Annotated in this window: 14 protein-coding genes; 5 read left to right on the forward strand and 9 right to left on the reverse strand. The window is 41.2% G+C overall.

Annotated features, from left to right (window positions below; translation table 11 throughout):
* Positions 1-2,226: Ig-like domain-containing protein (locus QM450_RS05025; RefSeq protein ID WP_414319867.1), on the reverse strand; the 2,226-nt coding region annotated here is incomplete at its 3' end.
* 293 nt (positions 2,227-2,519) lie between these two features.
* Here QM450_RS05025 and QM450_RS05030 point away from each other — a divergent pair.
* Positions 2,520-3,989 (forward strand): M protein trans-acting positive regulator PRD domain-containing protein, encoded by a 1,470-nt coding sequence (locus tag QM450_RS05030; RefSeq protein ID WP_414319868.1) that lies wholly within the window; start codon positions 2,520-2,522, stop codon positions 3,987-3,989.
* Between the two features lie 634 nt (positions 3,990-4,623).
* Positions 4,624-8,319, forward strand: coding sequence for a pullulanase (locus tag QM450_RS05035; protein ID WP_414319869.1), 3,696 nt, complete (start codon positions 4,624-4,626; stop codon positions 8,317-8,319).
* 577 nt (positions 8,320-8,896) lie between these two features.
* On the opposite strand, the gene QM450_RS05040 is transcribed toward QM450_RS05035, so the two are convergent.
* Together QM450_RS05040 and QM450_RS05045 are read right to left on the reverse strand one after the other, a co-directional pair.
* Positions 8,897-9,334: an Rrf2 family transcriptional regulator gene (locus tag QM450_RS05040; protein ID WP_414319870.1), complete on the reverse strand. Its 438-nt coding sequence runs from the start codon at positions 9,332-9,334 to the stop codon at positions 8,897-8,899.
* A gap of 71 nt (positions 9,335-9,405) precedes the next feature.
* Positions 9,406-10,245, reverse strand: coding sequence for a metallophosphoesterase family protein (locus tag QM450_RS05045; RefSeq protein ID WP_414319871.1), 840 nt, complete (start codon positions 10,243-10,245; stop codon positions 9,406-9,408).
* A 144-nt stretch (positions 10,246-10,389) separates the two neighbouring features.
* Between QM450_RS05045 and QM450_RS05050 the strand changes: the two genes are divergently transcribed.
* Complete coding sequence (locus QM450_RS05050) at positions 10,390-10,842, forward strand: universal stress protein (RefSeq protein ID WP_045762643.1); 453 nt, start codon at positions 10,390-10,392, stop codon at positions 10,840-10,842.
* Between the two features lie 221 nt (positions 10,843-11,063).
* Here QM450_RS05050 and QM450_RS05055 read toward each other — a convergent pair whose 3' ends face one another.
* The gene (locus tag QM450_RS05055) at positions 11,064-12,455 is read right to left on the reverse strand and encodes a Cof-type HAD-IIB family hydrolase (RefSeq protein WP_414319872.1); all 1,392 of its coding nucleotides are present in this window, start codon (positions 12,453-12,455) and stop codon (positions 11,064-11,066) included.
* Between the two features lie 65 nt (positions 12,456-12,520).
* On the opposite strand from QM450_RS05055, the gene QM450_RS05060 reads away from it, so the two are divergent.
* Positions 12,521-13,483, forward strand: a complete 963-nt coding sequence (locus tag QM450_RS05060) for an asparaginase (protein ID WP_414319873.1) — start codon at positions 12,521-12,523, stop codon at positions 13,481-13,483.
* 257 nt (positions 13,484-13,740) lie between these two features.
* Here the strand turns inward: QM450_RS05060 and ccpA are convergent, their stop codons facing one another.
* Positions 13,741-14,748: a catabolite control protein A gene (gene ccpA / locus QM450_RS05065; RefSeq protein WP_414319874.1), complete on the reverse strand. Its 1,008-nt coding sequence runs from the start codon at positions 14,746-14,748 to the stop codon at positions 13,741-13,743.
* Positions 14,749-14,953: 205 nt separating this feature from the next.
* On the opposite strand from ccpA, the gene QM450_RS05070 reads away from it, so the two are divergent.
* Positions 14,954-15,271 (forward strand): DUF960 domain-containing protein, encoded by a 318-nt coding sequence (locus QM450_RS05070; RefSeq protein WP_000885928.1) that lies wholly within the window; start codon positions 14,954-14,956, stop codon positions 15,269-15,271.
* A gap of 42 nt (positions 15,272-15,313) precedes the next feature.
* On the opposite strand, the gene folK is transcribed toward QM450_RS05070, so the two are convergent.
* The 4 genes from folK to folP are packed head-to-tail and all read right to left on the reverse strand — an operon-like array spanning position 15,314 to position 18,973.
* Positions 15,314-16,126 carry a 2-amino-4-hydroxy-6-hydroxymethyldihydropteridine diphosphokinase gene (gene folK, locus QM450_RS05075; RefSeq protein WP_414319875.1) on the reverse strand — a complete coding sequence of 271 codons (813 nt, stop codon included), beginning with the start codon at positions 16,124-16,126 and terminating at the stop codon, positions 15,314-15,316.
* Positions 16,127-16,166: 40 nt separating this feature from the next.
* On the reverse strand, positions 16,167-16,721 hold the full coding sequence (folE, locus tag QM450_RS05080) for a GTP cyclohydrolase I FolE (protein ID WP_414319876.1): 555 nt from the start codon (positions 16,719-16,721) through the stop codon (positions 16,167-16,169).
* 1 nt (position 16,722) lies between these two features.
* Positions 16,723-18,021, reverse strand: coding sequence for a bifunctional folylpolyglutamate synthase/dihydrofolate synthase (locus QM450_RS05085; protein WP_414319877.1), 1,299 nt, complete (start codon positions 18,019-18,021; stop codon positions 16,723-16,725).
* Position 18,022: 1 nt separating this feature from the next.
* The gene (gene folP / locus QM450_RS05090) at positions 18,023-18,973 is read right to left on the reverse strand and encodes a dihydropteroate synthase (protein WP_414319878.1); all 951 of its coding nucleotides are present in this window, start codon (positions 18,971-18,973) and stop codon (positions 18,023-18,025) included.
* Positions 18,974-19,016 lie beyond the last annotated feature (43 nt).

A 19,016-nucleotide genomic window follows, 5' to 3' on the forward strand; every position in this document is an offset into this window, starting at 1 on the left:
GTTGCCGTCTTTATCGTAAAGGGCAACAGTTGAACCTGGTTCTGCGCTTACTTCAACTGGTGTCTTAGTTCCTGCTTTACCTGTTAAATCTGTATTCACTACTGGTTTCGCTGGAGCTGTTGTATCTGTCGCTACTTTAGGATTACTTGCATCTGATGTGTTACCTGCTGCATCAGTTGCTTTCGCTGTGACATTACCTGCTGGAATATCAACTGTTGGAGTAATTGTTACTTTACCATTGCTACCAGCTGTTCCTTCACCAATCTTGTTGCCGTCTTTATCGTAAAGGGCAACAGTTGAACCTGGTTCTGCGCTTACTTCAACTGGTGTCTTAGTTCCTGCTTTACCTGTTAAATCTGTATTCACTACTGGTTTCGCTGGAGCTGTTGTATCTTTTGGAGCTTCTTCAACGTTACGTGTTTGCCATCCTTGAAGACTTGAGTAGCTGCCTTCTTTCATGTTAGAGATAACTCGAGCTGTTGTTCCAGCTTTCATATCTTTGTTCAAGGTCAAGTTGATCGTTGAGTAGTGGGCGCCTTGTTCACTTGAAGCAACACTTGCAAGTGCACTGCTTGAAGAGTTCACTTGCCACTTACCTGGAACAGAATCACGTTTGAGTGCAACTTCTTGCGTTTTGCCATCTGTATCCGTGAATTGGAAGTAAGCTGCTCCCGCATCATGTGGTACTTTCAAGGTAACAGTTTTCTCACCTTGGACAAGGTTATTTTTTTGTTTAGAGTTTTCTGATGGTACGATCTCTGAATGACCTAGAGAGACGTTTACAGGTGTAGCAGCACTTTCTACTCCATTAACTGTTTGGCTAACGCTGAGTTGACTCTTAGGAACCAGCTGTGCTCCACCAGTAACGTTACTATTCAAACCAACAGTAATTGGGATTGACCACTGTCCGTTCTGTCCAACTACGACTCTATCATTAATAGTTTTACCCTCATTCTTAATATTGATGCGGGCACCTGGTTTTCCTGTACCTGTCAAGACTGTATCAGTAGAAGCTATAGTAGGTACTGTAATCGTGCCATTTGTTTGGGTATAAGTGTTGTTCACTCCTGGTTGTGGTGCAAGTCTTGATGAAAGATTGATACCGACTGCTGGGAAGTCTGAAGTACGACTATCAACAATCGTTGCATCTGGACCATTTAACGTGCGGTTTTCAAGCGTTTTTAGCACAGGAGCTGTTGCAAAACGAGCAAACAGATTGTGATGGGTCCCTTTAGTCACTACTCTATAGGTAAGCGAATCAGGAACTCCTCCACCAATTAATCTATAATGAGATGCCAATGCTTTATTATTGCTCATAGGAGGGAGTTTTTTGAAACTTTTATTAACGTAATATTCATCAGTAAGGCTTCCAGCTTTAGGACCACGATCTACGACAGTAATACTTTCGATGGTATCATCTGATGCGACCAACAATCCAGCAGATTGGTTAGTCTTATGATACGGTACAACATTGATTGTCCAAGTTGTTTTGTCTCCATCCACACTATAGCGAACTGACTGAAGCTGCTTGATACCCGCACCAGAAAATTCACCTTCAGCGATTGAGCCATCAACTGAGCGGTTTGCTGCACGGTCTGCTGAACGTGAACTTAGATCACGTTTCCCTCTTGAATGGACTGGTTCAGCAGGTGCCACTGTCTCAGCTGAACTTGCGGATCTGTCTTCAGTTGCAGATCTGTCTTCAGCCGCAGTTGGTGCAACTGGTGATTCTTTGCTAGCAAGCTGAGTCTCTGCCTCTTTGAGGCTAGCAAGAGCTGCATCCACTTGGTCTTGGCTAGCTTCTGCATTTGCCAAAACATTTTGTGCTTGTTCAAGTGCTGTGTTCAAGCGAGAAAGAGAGTCTTCTGTCTTGCCTGCTTTGTCCAAGCCTTTCACTTCTTCGACCAATTGGGTCAAAGCTTCTTTGTTAGCTGTTTTAGCAGTAGTATTTTCCGCTACCACTGCTTTTTCAACTGTTGCTGACTGAGTCTCTGCTACAGCAGCAGGAGCTTCATAAGTCCCCGTTTCTCCACCATATCCAGGCTTAGCCTCTTCAGCTTTTGAGCCACTCTCAACTGTAAATTCCGATGCTGTGTCTGCATGGACCGTTTGAGTAGCTAAGCTAGCTCCGACCGCAAAAACAAGCGAACAACCAAAAAGGAAATGTTTTCCCTTTTTAATCATACGCCAGTTCTTCTGCTCTGCATTTTTACGATTAAAATACATTGTTATCTCCTATTTATTTTGTATTAGAGTCGCATGTGTTTTACATACGTTGTTATTATAAAATATGGAAGCAATATAGTCAAATATTTTGATCGTTTTAGAAAAAAAAAAAACGCTTGATACAAATCATTTCTAAATTTGTGAATTTTTTAGTAAAATTATTATAAGAATTGATAATTTGTAAACGATTTCAAAAACTTTTTTCCTAAAACATGCTATAATAGAGAAAAGCCCTGATAATTATTTTTATCTTTTTTGTTTATAAGACTTTATATTTCCAAGGAGTATTTCCCATGAGAGAACTATTATCTCACAAAGAACAGAGACAATTAAAAATTCTAGAATACTTATTTGAGAACCAAGAATGGATTCATATTGACACCTTGGCTGATATTCTAGATTTGAATGGACGCATCATCAAAAGCGATATCAAAGAAATGCGGGAGCAACTTTCTTGTTTTGATATTCTATCATCAACCGCTGGTATCAGACTGACGAACGAACAGAACTTTGGTATTGAGCGGATTTATAGACACATTTTGCAAGAGTCTGTTAATTTTCAGGTACTCAGAGCTTTCTTCCTATTAGAAGAACCATTTACTTTCGAGCACCTAGTCCAAACGCTTGATATTTCTCTTCCCTCACTTCGTAAAAAGGTTGCTGAAATCAATAATATTTTGCAATCAAAGTATAAATTCAAGCTCAAGGTGACGCCTATTTCAATTATTGGAGACGAAAGAGACATTCGCTTCTTTTTTGCCCAATATTTCCATGAAGCCTATGGTTTCTTCAAATGGCCATTTCATATGTCTTCTGAAGATGTAGATGAGTTTGTGACTTTTTTTGTCAAGGTCACAGGCTATCCTATCACCTACCAAAATCTGTTTCAGCTGAAGACACAAATTGCAGTCAATCTCCATCGAGCAAAGATTTTACCGAGACCTAAAGGGGAAATCGAGTCTGACTTTCTTCATCCTATTTTTAGTCAACTTTCAAACTTCCAGCAGGAGTTGCAATCTCTTGGTGATCGTCTTGGAATCACGCTCGACTTTCCAACTATTGACCAAATTTTCAGCTCCTATACTCAAGAGGGAATTTTCTTCACGGTTGAAGATTTCCTAGAAGCACGGAAAGACAATGAGAAAGTCGACCACTCCTATCACTCAGCTCGGGATGTCCTAGACAATCTTACCCGACAGTTTGATGTCCACTTTTCAAATACCGATCAATTGATTTGGCACTTGCATAACACTGCATTTCTAGAACGTCAAGAAATCAACTCAGAATCTATCATTTCTCATAACAAATCTTATGCACTGAATAAGATTAAAAAGTTCTTCCCAGATTTTTATGAAGCTGCTAGTTTTGAAATGATGCGCTATAAGTCCAGCTTGGGACAAAAGGAGCAACTTCACGCTGTTATCCATCTAGTCTATACTCTTTTAACTCACGCAACTGATCTAGTGGAACAACTCCTAAAGCGCCAAACTAAGGTTCGTGTTCTTGTTTTGAGTGAGTTTGACTTTGCCCATCCTCAGGCTTTGATTTCACTTTATCAATTTTACACCTCTAAAAACATCCACTTTGAAACATGGGATAAAACGACACTCAATGTCGATGAAATCATGGAAGCGGGTTACGATGCCATCATTACAAACTTTGATATTGAAGGATTGGTTCATCCGAAGCTCATGAACGTTGGTCGCATGGCTAATCTACAAGTCGTCAATGAACTCAATACTCTTTCCATTGGTAAACTTTAAAATAGCCTCTGTTTTATGACCAAGTAAGCAGACTAAAACAGATACAAACGCATAATGTCAGTTATCTTAAAAACTTGATATTATGCGTTTTTGCTTTCAAAAATAGATTCGCACTTGTCGATAAATTTCTGCTCATTTACAATAATTTTGTTGTATGATAGATTGAATATAAAACACTATAGTAGATTGAAATAAGGGATGAACAATTCGATTAGGAAAGTCAAACTTATTTCTAGAAATATTTTTAGCAGTCGTGATGTACTATTCTAGATTCAATCTACTCTGCATTGTGAATTCTAAAAAAATTGCTAGAAATTGACTTAAGTTCTCTAGTAAATTTGTTGAGATTTTATTTCATCTATCTATGTAAACATATATATTTTAGTCCGCCTAAAAACTTTTTCCTTGCTTTGCTAGAATATAGTAAGATCTACTGATGAGCTGGTCAATGTCAATGTTTTTACTCAGGCTACAATATTTCTTCAGTAGACTATCAACAAAAAGGGGTTTTGATTTTAATGGAGGATGATTTTTCACATAGTCTAATTTCTCATCTATAAAATTCAAGAAAACGATTGCATAAACTCTTACTCCGTGCTATACTAAGATAGAAATAAATGATAGGAGAGTGTCTATGAAAAACACGTCATCTCAACCAGATAAAAAAATGGTTTACAGTATCCGTTCTCTGAAAAACGGAACTGGCTCTGTCCTTATTGGAGCAAGCTTTATCCTCCTTGCCCTAACAGCACCTTCTGTATCTGCAGCTGAAACTAGTCTTGGCACACAAGGAAATGTAAGCGCTATTAGTGTGAACCCAGCTACTACAGAAACCAGCCAAGCTGAGGAAAAAACGCCTATTTTGGACCACAAAGATGCAAACGCTTCCCTAGAGTCTAAAACATCTGAACCAGTAGCAGTTTCTGAAATAACTACAACTGAAGCTACTCCAAACCTTCCAAACAACAAAGACGAGAAAACAGAAGTATCAAGTCTAGCCACTGAGAAAGCTTCGCTAGCAGACACTGTATCTGAAACCCCAATCGCAGACAACTACTTCCGTATCCACGTCAAAAAACTTCCTCAAGAAAACCAAGATTCGCAAGGTCTTTGGACTTGGGATGATGTTGAAAAACCATCTGAGAACTGGCCAAATGGCGCCCAGTCCTTCAAGGATGCCAAGAAAGACGATTACGGCTACTACCTAGATGTCAAACTAAAAAATGAACAAGCCAAGAAAGTCAGCTTCCTCATTAACAACACCAAAGGTGACAACCTTACTGGAGACCGTTCGGTAGAGCGCCTCTCTCCAAAGATGAATGAAGCTTGGCTTGATGAGGACTACAAGGTTCACAACTACCAACCTCAGCCTGCGGGAACAATCCGCGTCAACTATTTCCGCACCGATGGCAACTATGACAAGAAATCTCTCTGGTACTGGGGAGATGTGAAGACTCCAAGCAATGGTGAATGGCCTGACGGTACAGACTTTACTGCAAGTGGAAAACACGGACGCTATATCGATATTCCGCTCAATGAAGCTGCTAGAGAATTTGGATTTTTACTATTAGATGAGAGCAAGAAAGGCGATGATGTGAAAATCAGAAAAGAAGATTATAAATTTACTGACCTGAAAAACCACAGTCAAATCTTCCTTAAGGATGATGACGAAACCATCTACACCAACCCTTACTATGTGCATGACATCCGTATGACTGGTGCCCAACATGTGGCTAAGTCCCGTATTGAAAGTAGTTTTTCTACCTTGGTTGGGGCTAAAAAAGAAGACATCCTTAAACATTCCAACATCACTGACCACCAAGGGAATAAAGTGGCTATCTCCGATGTTACAATCGATGAAGCAGGTAAGAAAGTAACTTACATCGGTGATTTCTCTGACACTCAAAACCCATATACAGTCGCCTATGATTCAGACCATTTTACAACTCGTTCAAGCTGGCGTCTCAAAGATGAGACTTACAGTTACGATGGCCCACTCGGTGCAAATCTTAAAGAAGATGGTAAACGTGTTGATCTGACTCTTTGGTCTCCAAGTGCCGATAAGGTTTCAGTTGTCGTCTACGATAAGAAAGATCCTGAAAAAGTGGTCGGAACCGTCGCCCTTGAAAAAGGAGAAAAAGGAACCTGGAAACAAACTCTGAATGAAAACTCTGGTCTTGGCATCAGCAACTATACTGGCTACTACTACCACTATCAAATCGAGCGCCAAGGCAAGACTGTCCTCGTACTTGATCCTTACGCCAAATCTCTAGCAGCTTGGAACAGCGATCTAGCCAAAACAGACGCTGCCCATAAGGTTGCTAAAGCTGCTTTTGTGGATCCAGCAAAACTTGGACCTCAAGACTTGACTTATGGTAAGATTCATAACTTCAAATCTCGTGAAGATGCTGTTATCTACGAGGCTCACGTTCGTGACTTCACTTCAGATCCTGCCATCGCAAAAGACTTGACAAAACCATTTGGTACCTTTGAAGCCTTTATCGAAAAGCTTGACTACCTCAAGGATTTAGGTGTTACCCACATCCAACTCCTTCCTGTCTTGTCTTACTACTATGTCAATGAATTGAAGAATCAAGAACGACTGTCTGCCTATGCTTCAAGCAATAGCAACTACAACTGGGGTTATGACCCTCAAAACTACTTCTCCTTGACTGGTATGTACTCAAGCAATCCGAAGGACCCAGAAAAACGTATCGCAGAATTTAAAAACCTCATCAACGAAATCCACAAACGTGGCATGGGAGCTATCCTGGATGTAGTGTATAACCATACTGCCAATGTTGATATCTTTGAAGACCTTGAGCCAAACTACTACCACTTCATGGATGCAGACGGAACACCTCGTACTAGCTTTGGTGGTGGTCGTCTAGGAACAACCCACTACATGTCTAAACGCATCATGGTAGACTCTATCAAGTATCTAGTTGAAACCTATAAAGTAGATGGTTTCCGTTTCGATATGATGGGAGATCATGATGCAGCTTCTGTCGAAGAAGCTTACAAGGCTGCACGCGCCCTCAATCCAAATCTCATCATGCTTGGTGAAGGTTGGAGAACCTATTCTGGTGATGAAAATATGCCAACACAGCCTGCTGACCAAGATTGGATGAAACATACCGATACTGTCGCAGTCTTCTCAGACGACATCCGTAACAACCTCAAGTCTGGTTATCCAAACGAAGGTCAACCTGCCTTTATCACAGGTGGCAAACGTGATCTCAATACCATCTTTAAAAATCTGATTGCTCAACCAACCAACTTTGAAGCAGACAGCCCTGGAGATGTGATTCAATACATCGCAGCCCATGATAACTTGACCCTTTTTGACATCATTGCTCAATCAATCAAAAAAGACCCAAGCAAGGCTGAAAACTATGCGGAAATCCATCGTCGTTTGCGCCTTGGAAATCTCATGGTCTTGACAGCTCAAGGAACTCCATTTATCCACTCTGGTCAGGAATACGGACGTACCAAACAATTCCGTGACCCAGCTTACAAGACTCCAGTAGCAGAAGATAAGGTTCCAAACAAATCTCACTTACTTCGTGACAAGGATGGTAACCCATTTGACTATCCTTACTTCATCCATGATTCTTATGACTCTAGCGATGCTGTCAACAAGTTTGACTGGACTAAAGCTACAGATGGAAAAGCATATCCTGAAAATGTCAAGAGCCGTGACTATATGAAAGGGTTGATTGCCCTTCGTCAATCTACAGACGCCTTCCGACTCAAGAGTCTTCAAGATATCAAAGACCGTGTCCAACTCATCACTGTCCCAGGCCAAAATGGTGTGGAAAAAGAAGATGTAGTGATTGGCTACCAAATCACTGCTCCAAATGGAGATATCTACGCAGTCTTTGTCAATGCGGATGAAAAAGCTCGCGAATTTAACTTGGGAACTGCCTTTGCCCACCTCAGAAATGCTGAAGTTTTAGCAGATGAAAACCAAGCAGGACCAGTCGGAATTGCCAACCCGAAAGGACTTGAATGGACTGAAAAAGGCTTGAAATTAAATGCCCTTACAGCTACTGTTCTTCGAGTCGCACAAGGTGGTGCCATCGTTGCCCCAGCTGTGGAAGAAAAACCAGAATTTGATCTTTCTAGCTTGAATGTCGAACAAGAACAAGGTCAAGCCCAAAACCTAGCAGCAAATCCCGAAACCCAAGAAACTGTTGTAGAGACTCTGTCTCAAAAAGTCCTGCCAAACACAGGTACTGAAAAACAATCTACTCTTGTTCTTGCAGGAATTGGTCTCCTCACTTTCCTTGGACTTGGTAGCTTCCTCAAGTCAAGAAAGGAACAATAAAAGCAAGGACTCTATAAATCCAGCAACTTGATAGAAAGACATGTAAAAAGAAGCTGGGATAAAAGTCTTTAAACTCAGAAAAACGCATATTATCAGATGTTTAAAAAACTTGATAATATGCGTTTTATAGTGAAATGAAATAAAATCTGAACAAATTTACTAGAGCAGTTAAGTCAATTTCTAGCATTTTTTAGAATTCACAGTGTACTGTTTTGTATTTAATCTGCTATAAATTCAAAATTGAAAAAATGTTTATATAGTGGATTGAAATAAGATGCGCACAGAGAGATTAGGAAAGTCAAACTAATTTCTAGAAATATCTTTAGCGGTTGTACTGTTCTAGATTCAATCTACTATAAAATTATGTTTGTGTCTCGCCTCTTCAGATTTAAAAAAAGGTTCATTTTGATCAATTTGTTTCAATCTCTTTCTTTTACTAGAGAAAATAAAAAAACTCTTAAAAATAGCATTATGTCAGCATTTCTAAGAGTTTTTACTATATAGTATCCAACCTCTATAAGGGCAATTTTTTATTACTGATAGAGTAGGTCTACGTTCTGCCTCTTTCTAGAAGCTCTTATTTCTCTATCCTTGCTTCTGCATCCGCTACTACTTGGGCAAGGCTGGTTTGGCTCAGCTCCTGCTCCATGGCTAGCTGAATCTTTTGTAATTTTTCATCTAAAACCCCATGGATATTTGCGCCAACTGGACAGGCTGGATTGGGATTGTCATGAAAACTAAAGAGTTGACCTGTCTTTCCTAGACACTCAACTGCTTGGTAAACATCTAAAAGACTGATATCCTCTAGGTCTTTGATGATCTCTGCTCCACCAGTTCCACGCGCGACTAAGATCAACTCTGCCTTTTTCAGTTGGGATAAGGTCTTGCGGATAATGACAGGATTGACTCCAACGCTACTAGCAAGAAAATCACTAGTCACCTTACTTTCTTTCCCTTTTAAGGCTATGATAATCAACATATGGGTCGCGATGGTAAATCGACTTGAAATTTGCATCTTCTCCTCCTTTTTAAGTAGACTAACTCGTTCTTTTTCTTATATTTATTATATCTCATGTAGTTGTAATGTCAAGAGTTACCACTAAGCCAGTCATCCAACTCAGCATCATGCCCTTGACTTTGGGCAATTTCATGAAGTAGTTCCTGATTATGGGTATGGTGAATCCCATTAACCAAGCTTTCATAATAAACTTGGTAGTAGGGTAACTGTAACTCTTTGGCTAGTTGTAATTCTGTCTCAATATCATAATCAACCCGACGGAAATCGACATCTTTCAAACCTTTTTCATCAAATTCTAAGAACATGTACTGGGCCCGCAAGTCCTTGCGTAAATTCTCAGATAAAAAGAAGGGTTGCCCAATGGAACCTGGATTCAGGATAAGCTGGCCACCACTACCATAACGAAGAAATTGTTGATGGATATGCCCGTATATGGCAACATCGCAGTTAGGATTGGTGACAAGACGGTCAAAGTCCTCTTGCTTCCCAAGATGAATCAGCTCTCGTCCCCAATTTTTATCAGGCAAGTGGTGGCTAATCCCTAGCTTCAAATCTCCAAACTGGCGGTGCACTTGCAAGGGATAGTTCTGTAGCGCCTCAATCTCCTCAACACTGAGTTCTTCCATAATATACTGACACTGGCGTAAGAGATAACGATGACTGGGTCTACTTTCATCTAACTGACGATGACAGGCGCGCCATAAGCTCTCCTCCCAATTCCCTAAAACTCTAAGGGTGATGGGTAAAGTATTCAAGCTCTGGAGAATATTTTTTCGTCCTGTTCCAGGCATGAGGATATCTCCCAAGAGCCAATACTCATCAACCTCTGACTTCTGGGCATCTGCCAGAACAGCTTCTAAGGCTGTTGTATTGCCATGTATATCCGATAATACTGCTATTTTTGTCATATCTTTTCCTCTTAGCTTTTCTAGTTTTATTATAACAAACTCCAAGTCAAAGTCAAAAAGCATCTATATTCCTATCGTTTTTTACTTTACTTTTTTAGTGAAAAGGAATACAATGAAGGTAATAAGAATGAGGAGGTTTTTGCTATGGCACAACGTTATGAAAACATCATGGTAGCGGTTGACGGTTCTAAGGAAGCTGACTTGGCTTTCATCAAAGGGGTTCATTCAGCACTGCGTAACCAAGCAAAACTAACGATTGCCCATGTCATTGACACACGTGCTCTTCAAAGCATCTCAACATTTGATGCCGAAGTTTACGAAGAATTGCAAGTAGAGGCCAACGATTTAATGGCTGAATACGAAAAGCGTGCAAAAGATGCTGGGCTCACAGACATTAAAGTTGTTATTGAGATGGGTAACCCTAAAACTCTCTTAGCTAAAACAATTCCAGACAAAGAAAAGGTTGATTTGATTTTAGTTGGAGCAACAGGACTCAATGCCTTTGAGCGCCTGCTAGTTGGTTCTTCATCAGAATATATCCTACGCCATACCAGCGTTGACCTTCTCGTCGTTAGAGATAAGGATAAAACTTTGTAATAAACACAGAAATGAGGTTGGGATTTTTCTCCTAACCTCATTTTTTTATATAATAGATTGAATTAAGGTGTGAACAAAGAGATTGGGAAAGCCAACTTAATTTCTAGAAGTTTTTTTAGAATCCGTAGTGTACTATTCTAGATTCAACCAACTATAAATTGTTGATGTCGTAGTTGGAGCTAGGAAATAAAAACATCATTCCAGGCTTCCTTTCCTACCGCCTATTTCTTATCGGCTCTTTCCTTGTGGCGTTCATAGGCCTTTATCTGGCGCTCAATCTCTTTTTTAATGGCTGGTTCTGGAGCGTATTTTTCTTCCCAATCATCTGGTTTTAGGATTTTGTGGGTCACTGGATCAAAATGAGCTTTTCCATCAGGGAACATTTTACCCATATTGGCTTGATGGACAATGTCAAAAATCCGCTCTGGATCCACCCCCATCAAAACAAAGCTACCATAGGTAAAGTATAGGGTGTCAATCAAGGCATCTACTTGCCCAACCAAATCTTGCTTAGCAGGCGTTTTCTTAGCAACTTTCTCTGCTGCTTTATCCAGCTCTTGGTGTAACTGTTCTAGTACCTGTTTGAAATCTTCTTCAGAAGAGCTAGCAGCTCGAACAAACTCCACCAATTCTTCTATCTTAAATCCTGCTCTATGTGTGGCACCTTCTAAGTCCCAAGCTTGGGGCTCCTCTTGAGTTCGTTCATCCATCATGTGGTGGAAGGTCTTGACCTTATTAAAATGGTAATCACGACTGACAAAGACTTTTTCTGAAGCCAGAACACCAAAATGCTCTAAAGCTTTGTGAATCCCATCTTGCTGGTTGCTGGTTGTGATATGCTTCGCCACTTCCTTGACACTGCTACTACCATTGCCCATAGCGACTGACATCCCAACACCCGCCAGCATCTCTAGGTCATTGTCCGAGTCACCAAAGGCCATGACTTGATTGAGATCAAAACCATACTCTTTTCCGACACGACGAATGCCTTCTAGCTTGGAATTTCCTTGGTTGATGACATCGGCCGCAAAAGGATTACTACGAGTCAATTTCAAGTCTTGAAAATCAGCTACTGCTTTCTCAGATTCTTCTGGTGTCATTAGCATCAAAACTTGATAAATTGGCTGATTCATCAACTGGAGCAGATCTTCTTCCTTCTGAGGAACGACCTTACTCACCATTCGATTAAAGGAATGACTAACTGTACGAGTCAACATAGAGGGGACAAAACGACTCACTCTTTGTGAAAAAGAACCTAGGCCAAAAGACATGATTTTTGAACCTAGCATGGCATCCTTGGCCCCCAAAGCAATTTCCTTGCCCTCTTTTTTGGCATAGGTGATCAACTGCCGTAAATGAGACTTGGAAAGAGGACTTGTAAACAAGACTCTGTCTTTATTAAAGATATATTGGCCGTTATAGGTTACAGCAAAATCCAGATCTAAATCTTCCATTAAATCCTTAACAAAAAAAGGTCCTCGCCCTGTCGCTACTCCAACAAGCACCCCCTGGTCCTTCACTATCTTAATCGCATCCTTAGTGGATTTCAAAACACTCTTGCGATCGTTGACCAGTGTTCCATCGATATCAAAAAAAACAGCTTTGACTTCCATCCTACCTCAATCTCCCCTTTTGTGATACAATGATTATACCACATTTCAGAAAGAGTGAGTAAATCATGCCTAAGAAAATCCTTGTTTTACATACGGGTGGTACTATTTCCATGCAAGCCGATGACTCTGGCGCTGTTGTGACTAGTCAAGACAACCCTATGAATCATGTATCCAATCCACTTGAAGGAGTTGAAGTCCACGCCCTCGACTTTTTTAATCTGCCAAGTCCCCATATTAAACCAAAGCATATGCTGGCTCTTTATCAAAAAATTAAAGAGGAGGCTGATCGTTATGACGGTTTCGTGATTACACATGGGACAGATACCTTGGAAGAAACTGCCTATTTCCTTGACACTATGGAGGTTCCTCACAAACCGATCGTACTAACAGGGGCCATGCGTAGTTCCAACGAACTCGGAAGCGATGGTGTCTACAATTATCTCAGTGCCTTACGCGTAGCGAGTGACGATAAGGCTGCTGACAAGGGTGTCTTGGTCGTGATGAATGATGAAATTCACGCTGCTAAGTATGTGACCAAGACGCACACGACAAATGTTAGCACCTTTCAAACGCCGACCCACGGCCCTCTTGGGCTCATCATGAAACACGAGATTCTCTACTTTAAAACAGCTGAACCCCGTGTTCGTTTTGACCTTGATAGGATCCAGGGCTTGGTTCCAATTATTCCAGTCTATGCTGGCATGACAGAAGAACTCCTCGATTTGCTTCCCGTTGACCAACTGGATGGACTTATTATCCAGGCCTTTGGTGCTGGAAATGTTCCCAAGGAAACAGCACAAAAATTGATCGCCCTTATCCAAGAAGGACTTCCAATCGCCTTAGTCTCTCGTTGTTTTAACGGGATTGCCGAACCTGTCTATGCCTATGAAGGCGGTGGCGTTTGCCTGCAAAATGCTGGTATTTTCTTTGTCAAAGAGCTCAATGCTCAAAAGGCTCGTCTCAAACTCCTCATTGCTATCAATGTTGGCCTTACAGGAGAGGAATTACGAGCCTATATGGAAGGATAATACTCTTCGAAAATCAAATTCAAACCTCGTCAACGTCGCCTTGCCGTACTCAAGTACAGCCTGCGGCTAGTTTCCTAGTTTGCTCTTTGATTTTCATTGAGTATAAAAAAGTCGGTGAGATAGAAATTACTAGATCAAGTCTTGTTTTCTAGTCATCCCCTCAAGCCTTCTACCATCAACTTGATGATTGAACTATTGGCTAAAAAGTTTTTACTACTAAAAAGCGAGGTCGGGATTTTTATCCCGACCTCTTCTTGTTAATCTTTACGAGTTGAATGACGTTCTACCAAACCATGTGGCAAGAGAACTTCACGTTCTTCTAACTCTTCCTTATGCATAATCTTCGTCAACATACGCATACTAATAGCACCAAGGTCATACAAAGGTTGCGCAATGGTGGTTAGGTTTGGACGAGTGTAACGCGCGATTTGTGAATCATCACTGGTGATAATTTCAAAGTCTTCTGGTACAGAAACTCCCTTGTCAGCAAGTCCGTTCAACACACCTGCCGCCAGTTCATCTCCTGTTACGACTGCTGCTGTTGCTTTAGAAGAAATCAAACGTTCTGCCAAGGCATAGCCATCGTCATAACGGTATTTTGATTCAAAAACAAGACCTTCACTGTAGTTGATTCCCGCTTCTTTTAAGGCATCTTTGTAGCCAGCTAAGCGAATCTTGCCATTAATATCATCCACTAATGGTCCACTAACGAAGGCAATTTTTTTGTTTCGCTTCAAAAGATGACGGACTGCATCAACAGTAGCATGTTTATAGTCAATATTGACACTTGGAAGTTGGTGCTCCACATCCACTGTTCCTGCAAGAACCACAGGTGTGCGTGAGCGTGAAAACTCTGAGCGAATCTTCTCAGTTAAATGATAACCCATGAAGATAACGCCATCCACCTGTTTAGAAAAGAGAGTATTGACCACAGATACTTCCTTTTCATCATCCTCATCACTGTTAGCAAGGACGATGTTGTATTTGTACATTTCCGCGATATCGTCAATCCCTTTAGCAAGGGCAGAGAAATAAGTATTTGTGATATCTGGAATGACGACTCCAACTGTTGTCGTTTTCTTGCTTGCTAGACCACGTGCTACTGCATTAGGACGATAATCTAGACGTTCAATAACCTCTAAGACTTTCTTTCGAGTATTTTCTTTAACATTTTTATTGCCATTGACAACACGACTGACAGTCGCCATTGACACTCCCGCTTCTCGGGCAACGTCATAAATTGTTACTGTATCATCTGTGTTCATTCCGTTTCCTTTCTACTTTGAAAATTTTGTTTTCATGATTCCACTGTTTCCATTTTACCACTAATTGTAAGCATTTTCAAGCATTTGATGAAGATTCGTTGAAAAAATTTCAAAATCATTCTCATCTTTTTAAAGGTAGTTGACTTTTCTTGATTTTTCTAGCAGTTTGCAGTATGATAATAAAAAAATCAATTAGGAGATAGGGATGGCTTTTACAGATTCTCATAGACGATGTGCCAGTTTCGGTGTGGTGACCAATTTACCCGACGATGTTATCGACTCAATCTGGTATATAATCGATCATTTTTTAAAGCATGTTTTTGAGCTAGAAGATGAATTGGAATTTCGACTTTTGAATCATGAAGGCTCCATCACTTTTCGTTTTTCTAGTCAACATCTACCAACTACGATTGACTTCGACTTCAATCATCCCTTTGACCCACTCTATCCACCTAAAGTTCTGGTCATGGATATGGATGGGAAGGAAACCATTCTCCTACCAGAAGAAAATGACCTATTTTAAAAACTCTAGTCTCCTCTATCTACTTAGGAAACTAGAGTTTTCTTATTTTTTCAATCCTTGGTACAAGTGCCGAATCGGTTGTTTCAGTGTTGGGTGGATAAAATGGGGGGCTATTTCCTGGAGTGATTCTAGGACAAAGAGACGCTCAGCTATATAAGGATGGGGCAAGATGAGGTCGTCTGTATAGATGATCTGGTCCTCTACAAAAAGCAAATCTAGGTCAATCAAGCGAGGTCCCCAATGCACCTCTCTGACCCGTCCCATCTCTGATTCAATCTCTAACAAGGTTTCTAACAAGATTGGAGCTGGCAACCAGGTTTCCACCTCAACCACTTGATTAGCAAAGCTATCCTGCTCCACTCCACCCCAAGGCTCCGTCGCTAAGACACTGGACTCTTTGAGAATATGGATGCCACGAGCTCGCAGTTTGTCAATAGCTTGCTCCAAGTTCGCTTGCTTATCCCCCATATTACTTCCTAGAGCGATAAAGGCTCGCTGCTTGCGGCGATGTATGGTTACTGAGCAAGTATCTAGTGGCAAATGAACTGGCGCCCAAGGCTTTTTCAGTTCCAGCTTGATTTCTTGGACAAGAGGATAGGTTTCAAAAGTACGTTCTACCAATTTGTAAGCTACCGTTTCAATCAAGTCCTCAGTGGTTTCCTGAAACCAAGTCGTCCATTGCTGGCAAAGTTCTCCGTAATGGACAGAAGCAGTTAAATCCAAGTCTGTCGCAGCCTTGGTCATATCATAGGATAGGGTGGCTGAAACGACAAACTTCTGCCCCAGTTCCTTCTCACTAGGAAAGAGTCCATGAAAGGCGAAAATTTCTAGGTCTTTAATTCGCAGTTGATCCATAACTAGTCCTTTCTAGAAAAATCCGCTTGACGCGGATTTTTTATAGTCCCATCAGACGATAAGCCTGATCCCGAAGATCCTTATCTGTCTCAAATAGACCACGAGCTACTGTAGTCAAGGTCGCAGTTCCTGGTTTTCGAACACCACGCATACTCATACACATATGCTCTGCTTCAATAACAACAAAAGCTCCCTTAGCACCCAAATACTCCATCAAGGCATCAGCCACTTCGATATTCAAACGCTCTTGAATCTGTGGCTTTTTAGAGTAGACTTCCACCGTACGAGCTAACTTTGATAAGCCTGCTACACGGCCATCTGGAATGTAGGCAATATGAGCCTTCCCATAAAAGGGCAAGAAGTGGTGTTCACACATAGTATGGAAAAAGATATCCTTTTCCACTACCATATTGTCATCAATAATTTCAAAGGATTTTGATAAATGTTCCTCCGCAGTTTGACCAAGATCTGAAAAAATCTCTTGGTACATACGAGCGACACGGGCTGGTGTTTCCTGCAAGCCTTCGCGATTTGCATCCTCACCAACTGCCTCGATAATCATTTTTACAGCTTCTTCAATCTTTTGTGTATCCATTCTAATTTTTCCCCTCCATTAGGTAGGCTCTCACTTGGGCTAAAAAGTATAATGAACCCGTGATAATCCTAACTGTTTTTTTCTCTTCATTTTCTGATAATTTTTGGTCTAGAAATTCTTGCCAATCTTGGTAGTTGAGATTTCTAGAATCAGCCATCTCTTTCAAGACTTTTTCATCCGTCGCCCGACTATCCTCAAAATGAGTTAGCGTAATCTTAGTATCGGGCAAGGTTTCTAGCAAGTCCAACATATCCTCCAAGGCCTTGGTTTTGATACAAGTAAAGAGAATTTCCTTCTGATAGTCCGCAAAGCGCTCCTTTAAAGTAGCTATCAAAGCCTTGATGGCATGGGGATTATGGGCCCCATCCAAAATCATCAAGTGTTCTCTAGCAACAACTTCCAAGCGTCCAGGCCATCTTGTTTCTTCCAAAGCTTGAGCCACTAAAGCATTATCTGGCAATTCTCGACCAGTCGCTTGGCAATAGCTATCTAACAAGGCTAGCGCCATCCCTGCATTCTCTATCTGGTGCAAACCCAGCAATCCTGTCTGGAAGCGACCTTGTCTAACAGCACTTGTATAGCCAAAGACCTCGCCAGTCACAATACTCTCATAATGACTGACTTGATAGGCATCTCCATAGGCGATTCTGGTAGCTTGTTTCGCTTTTGCAATCTGGTCAATAACCGCCAAAGCTTCTGGGACAATGTTCCCCGTTACAAGAGTAACTCCTGTCTTGATAATGCCTGCTTTCTGCTCTGCGATGGCTTCTAGACTGTCACCCAGTAGGGCTACATGATCCAATCCTATGGTCGTGATACCTGTTAGGATGGGTTGACAGACATTAGTGCTATCCAAAAGTCCGCCCATACCAACTTCCATGATCGCCACATCGACTTGCTCAGAAGCAAAATAGTCATAGGCTATAGCAGTGATAATCTCGAATTCTGTCGTTCCTTGTAAGGCTTGAGCATGCTCCCCTTCAAGTAGCGAGCGATAGTCTGCTATCAAGGACTCTAATCTTGCTTCTGGGATAGATTCCCCATTAATAGCAATCTGGTCGGTATAATGAATCAGATAGGGTGAGCTAAAGACTCCAACTCTTAGCCCCATCTTTTCCAGCATATTTTTCAAAAAGGCTATAGTAGAGCCCTTGCCATTGGTTCCTCCGATGTGGATAACCTTAAGCTTAAGATGGGGATTGCCTCGTAAAGCTAAAAGCTCTACCATTCTTTCCAAACCAAAGTGCGGTTGGTCTGTCCGGTAGTGGGCAATCCACTGATTCGTTTCGTTTTTATTCATCTTACTTATATTGTTTCAAATCTAAATTTTCCGCATGGTCTGCCAGACGGATAGCAGACGCAATTTCAACTGCCATCTTGTGGCTGGCTACATCGTGCACGCGCACCACTTCCACACCTTGTCTAGCAGCGATACTAGTCACATGAGCCGAAGCCGTATCACGATTTCGGAAACCAGCTTCAGTATCTGGATTGACTTCAAATCCATTTTCTTCAAGGATATTAATGACAAAGCGCTTGCGAGAGACTCCTAAAAAGATAGGATAGCCCATTTCGTGAAGCTTATCAAGGTCACGTAGGAGGATGAGATTTTCCTTTTTGGTCAAACCAAAGCCAATCCCTGGATCCAGCATGATGTTTTCTTTTGCAATACCAGCTTCCTTCGCTCTTACTAGAGCACGGTCAAAGAAAGCTATCATCAATTCTTCTACTGATAGTTGTTCAAAGTCTGCTAAGTCTTTCTTTGTAAAAGTCTCTCCAAATCCAAAATGAGGAAATATGAGTGAACTAGGGTGCTGAGGACGTGCCATGACTGGATTGAACATGATGACCACCTGAGCTTCAGTCTTAGCAACCACCTCTGCCATTTTCTCATCACCCATGAGACCGGTAATGTCATTAACTATATTGGCACCAGCCTTTAAAGCTGCTTCTGCCACCTGACTCTTCCAAGTATCGACCGAAATCAGAACATCACTTTCTTGACGAATAGCCTGAATAACTGGAACCACACGCTGGATTTCCTCTTCAATCTCAACATAGCTACTTCCTGGTCGAGTAGATTCTCCACCGATATCTAAGATAGTGGCACCTTCAGCTATCAATTTTCTAGCTTGTTTTAAGGCTTCTTCAATAGCAAAAAATTGGCCCCCGTCAGAAAAAGAATCTGGGGTGACATTGATAATACCGCAAATAGCTGTTTTTGTAAGATTCTCTCTTTTTTCCACGTTCATCACTCAAATTTCATTTAGATTGGTATTCCTCTATTTTACTGTT

It is taken from the genome of Streptococcus infantis, assembly GCF_047464615.1.
Classification (GTDB): Bacteria; Bacillota; Bacilli; order Lactobacillales; family Streptococcaceae; genus Streptococcus; species Streptococcus infantis_Y.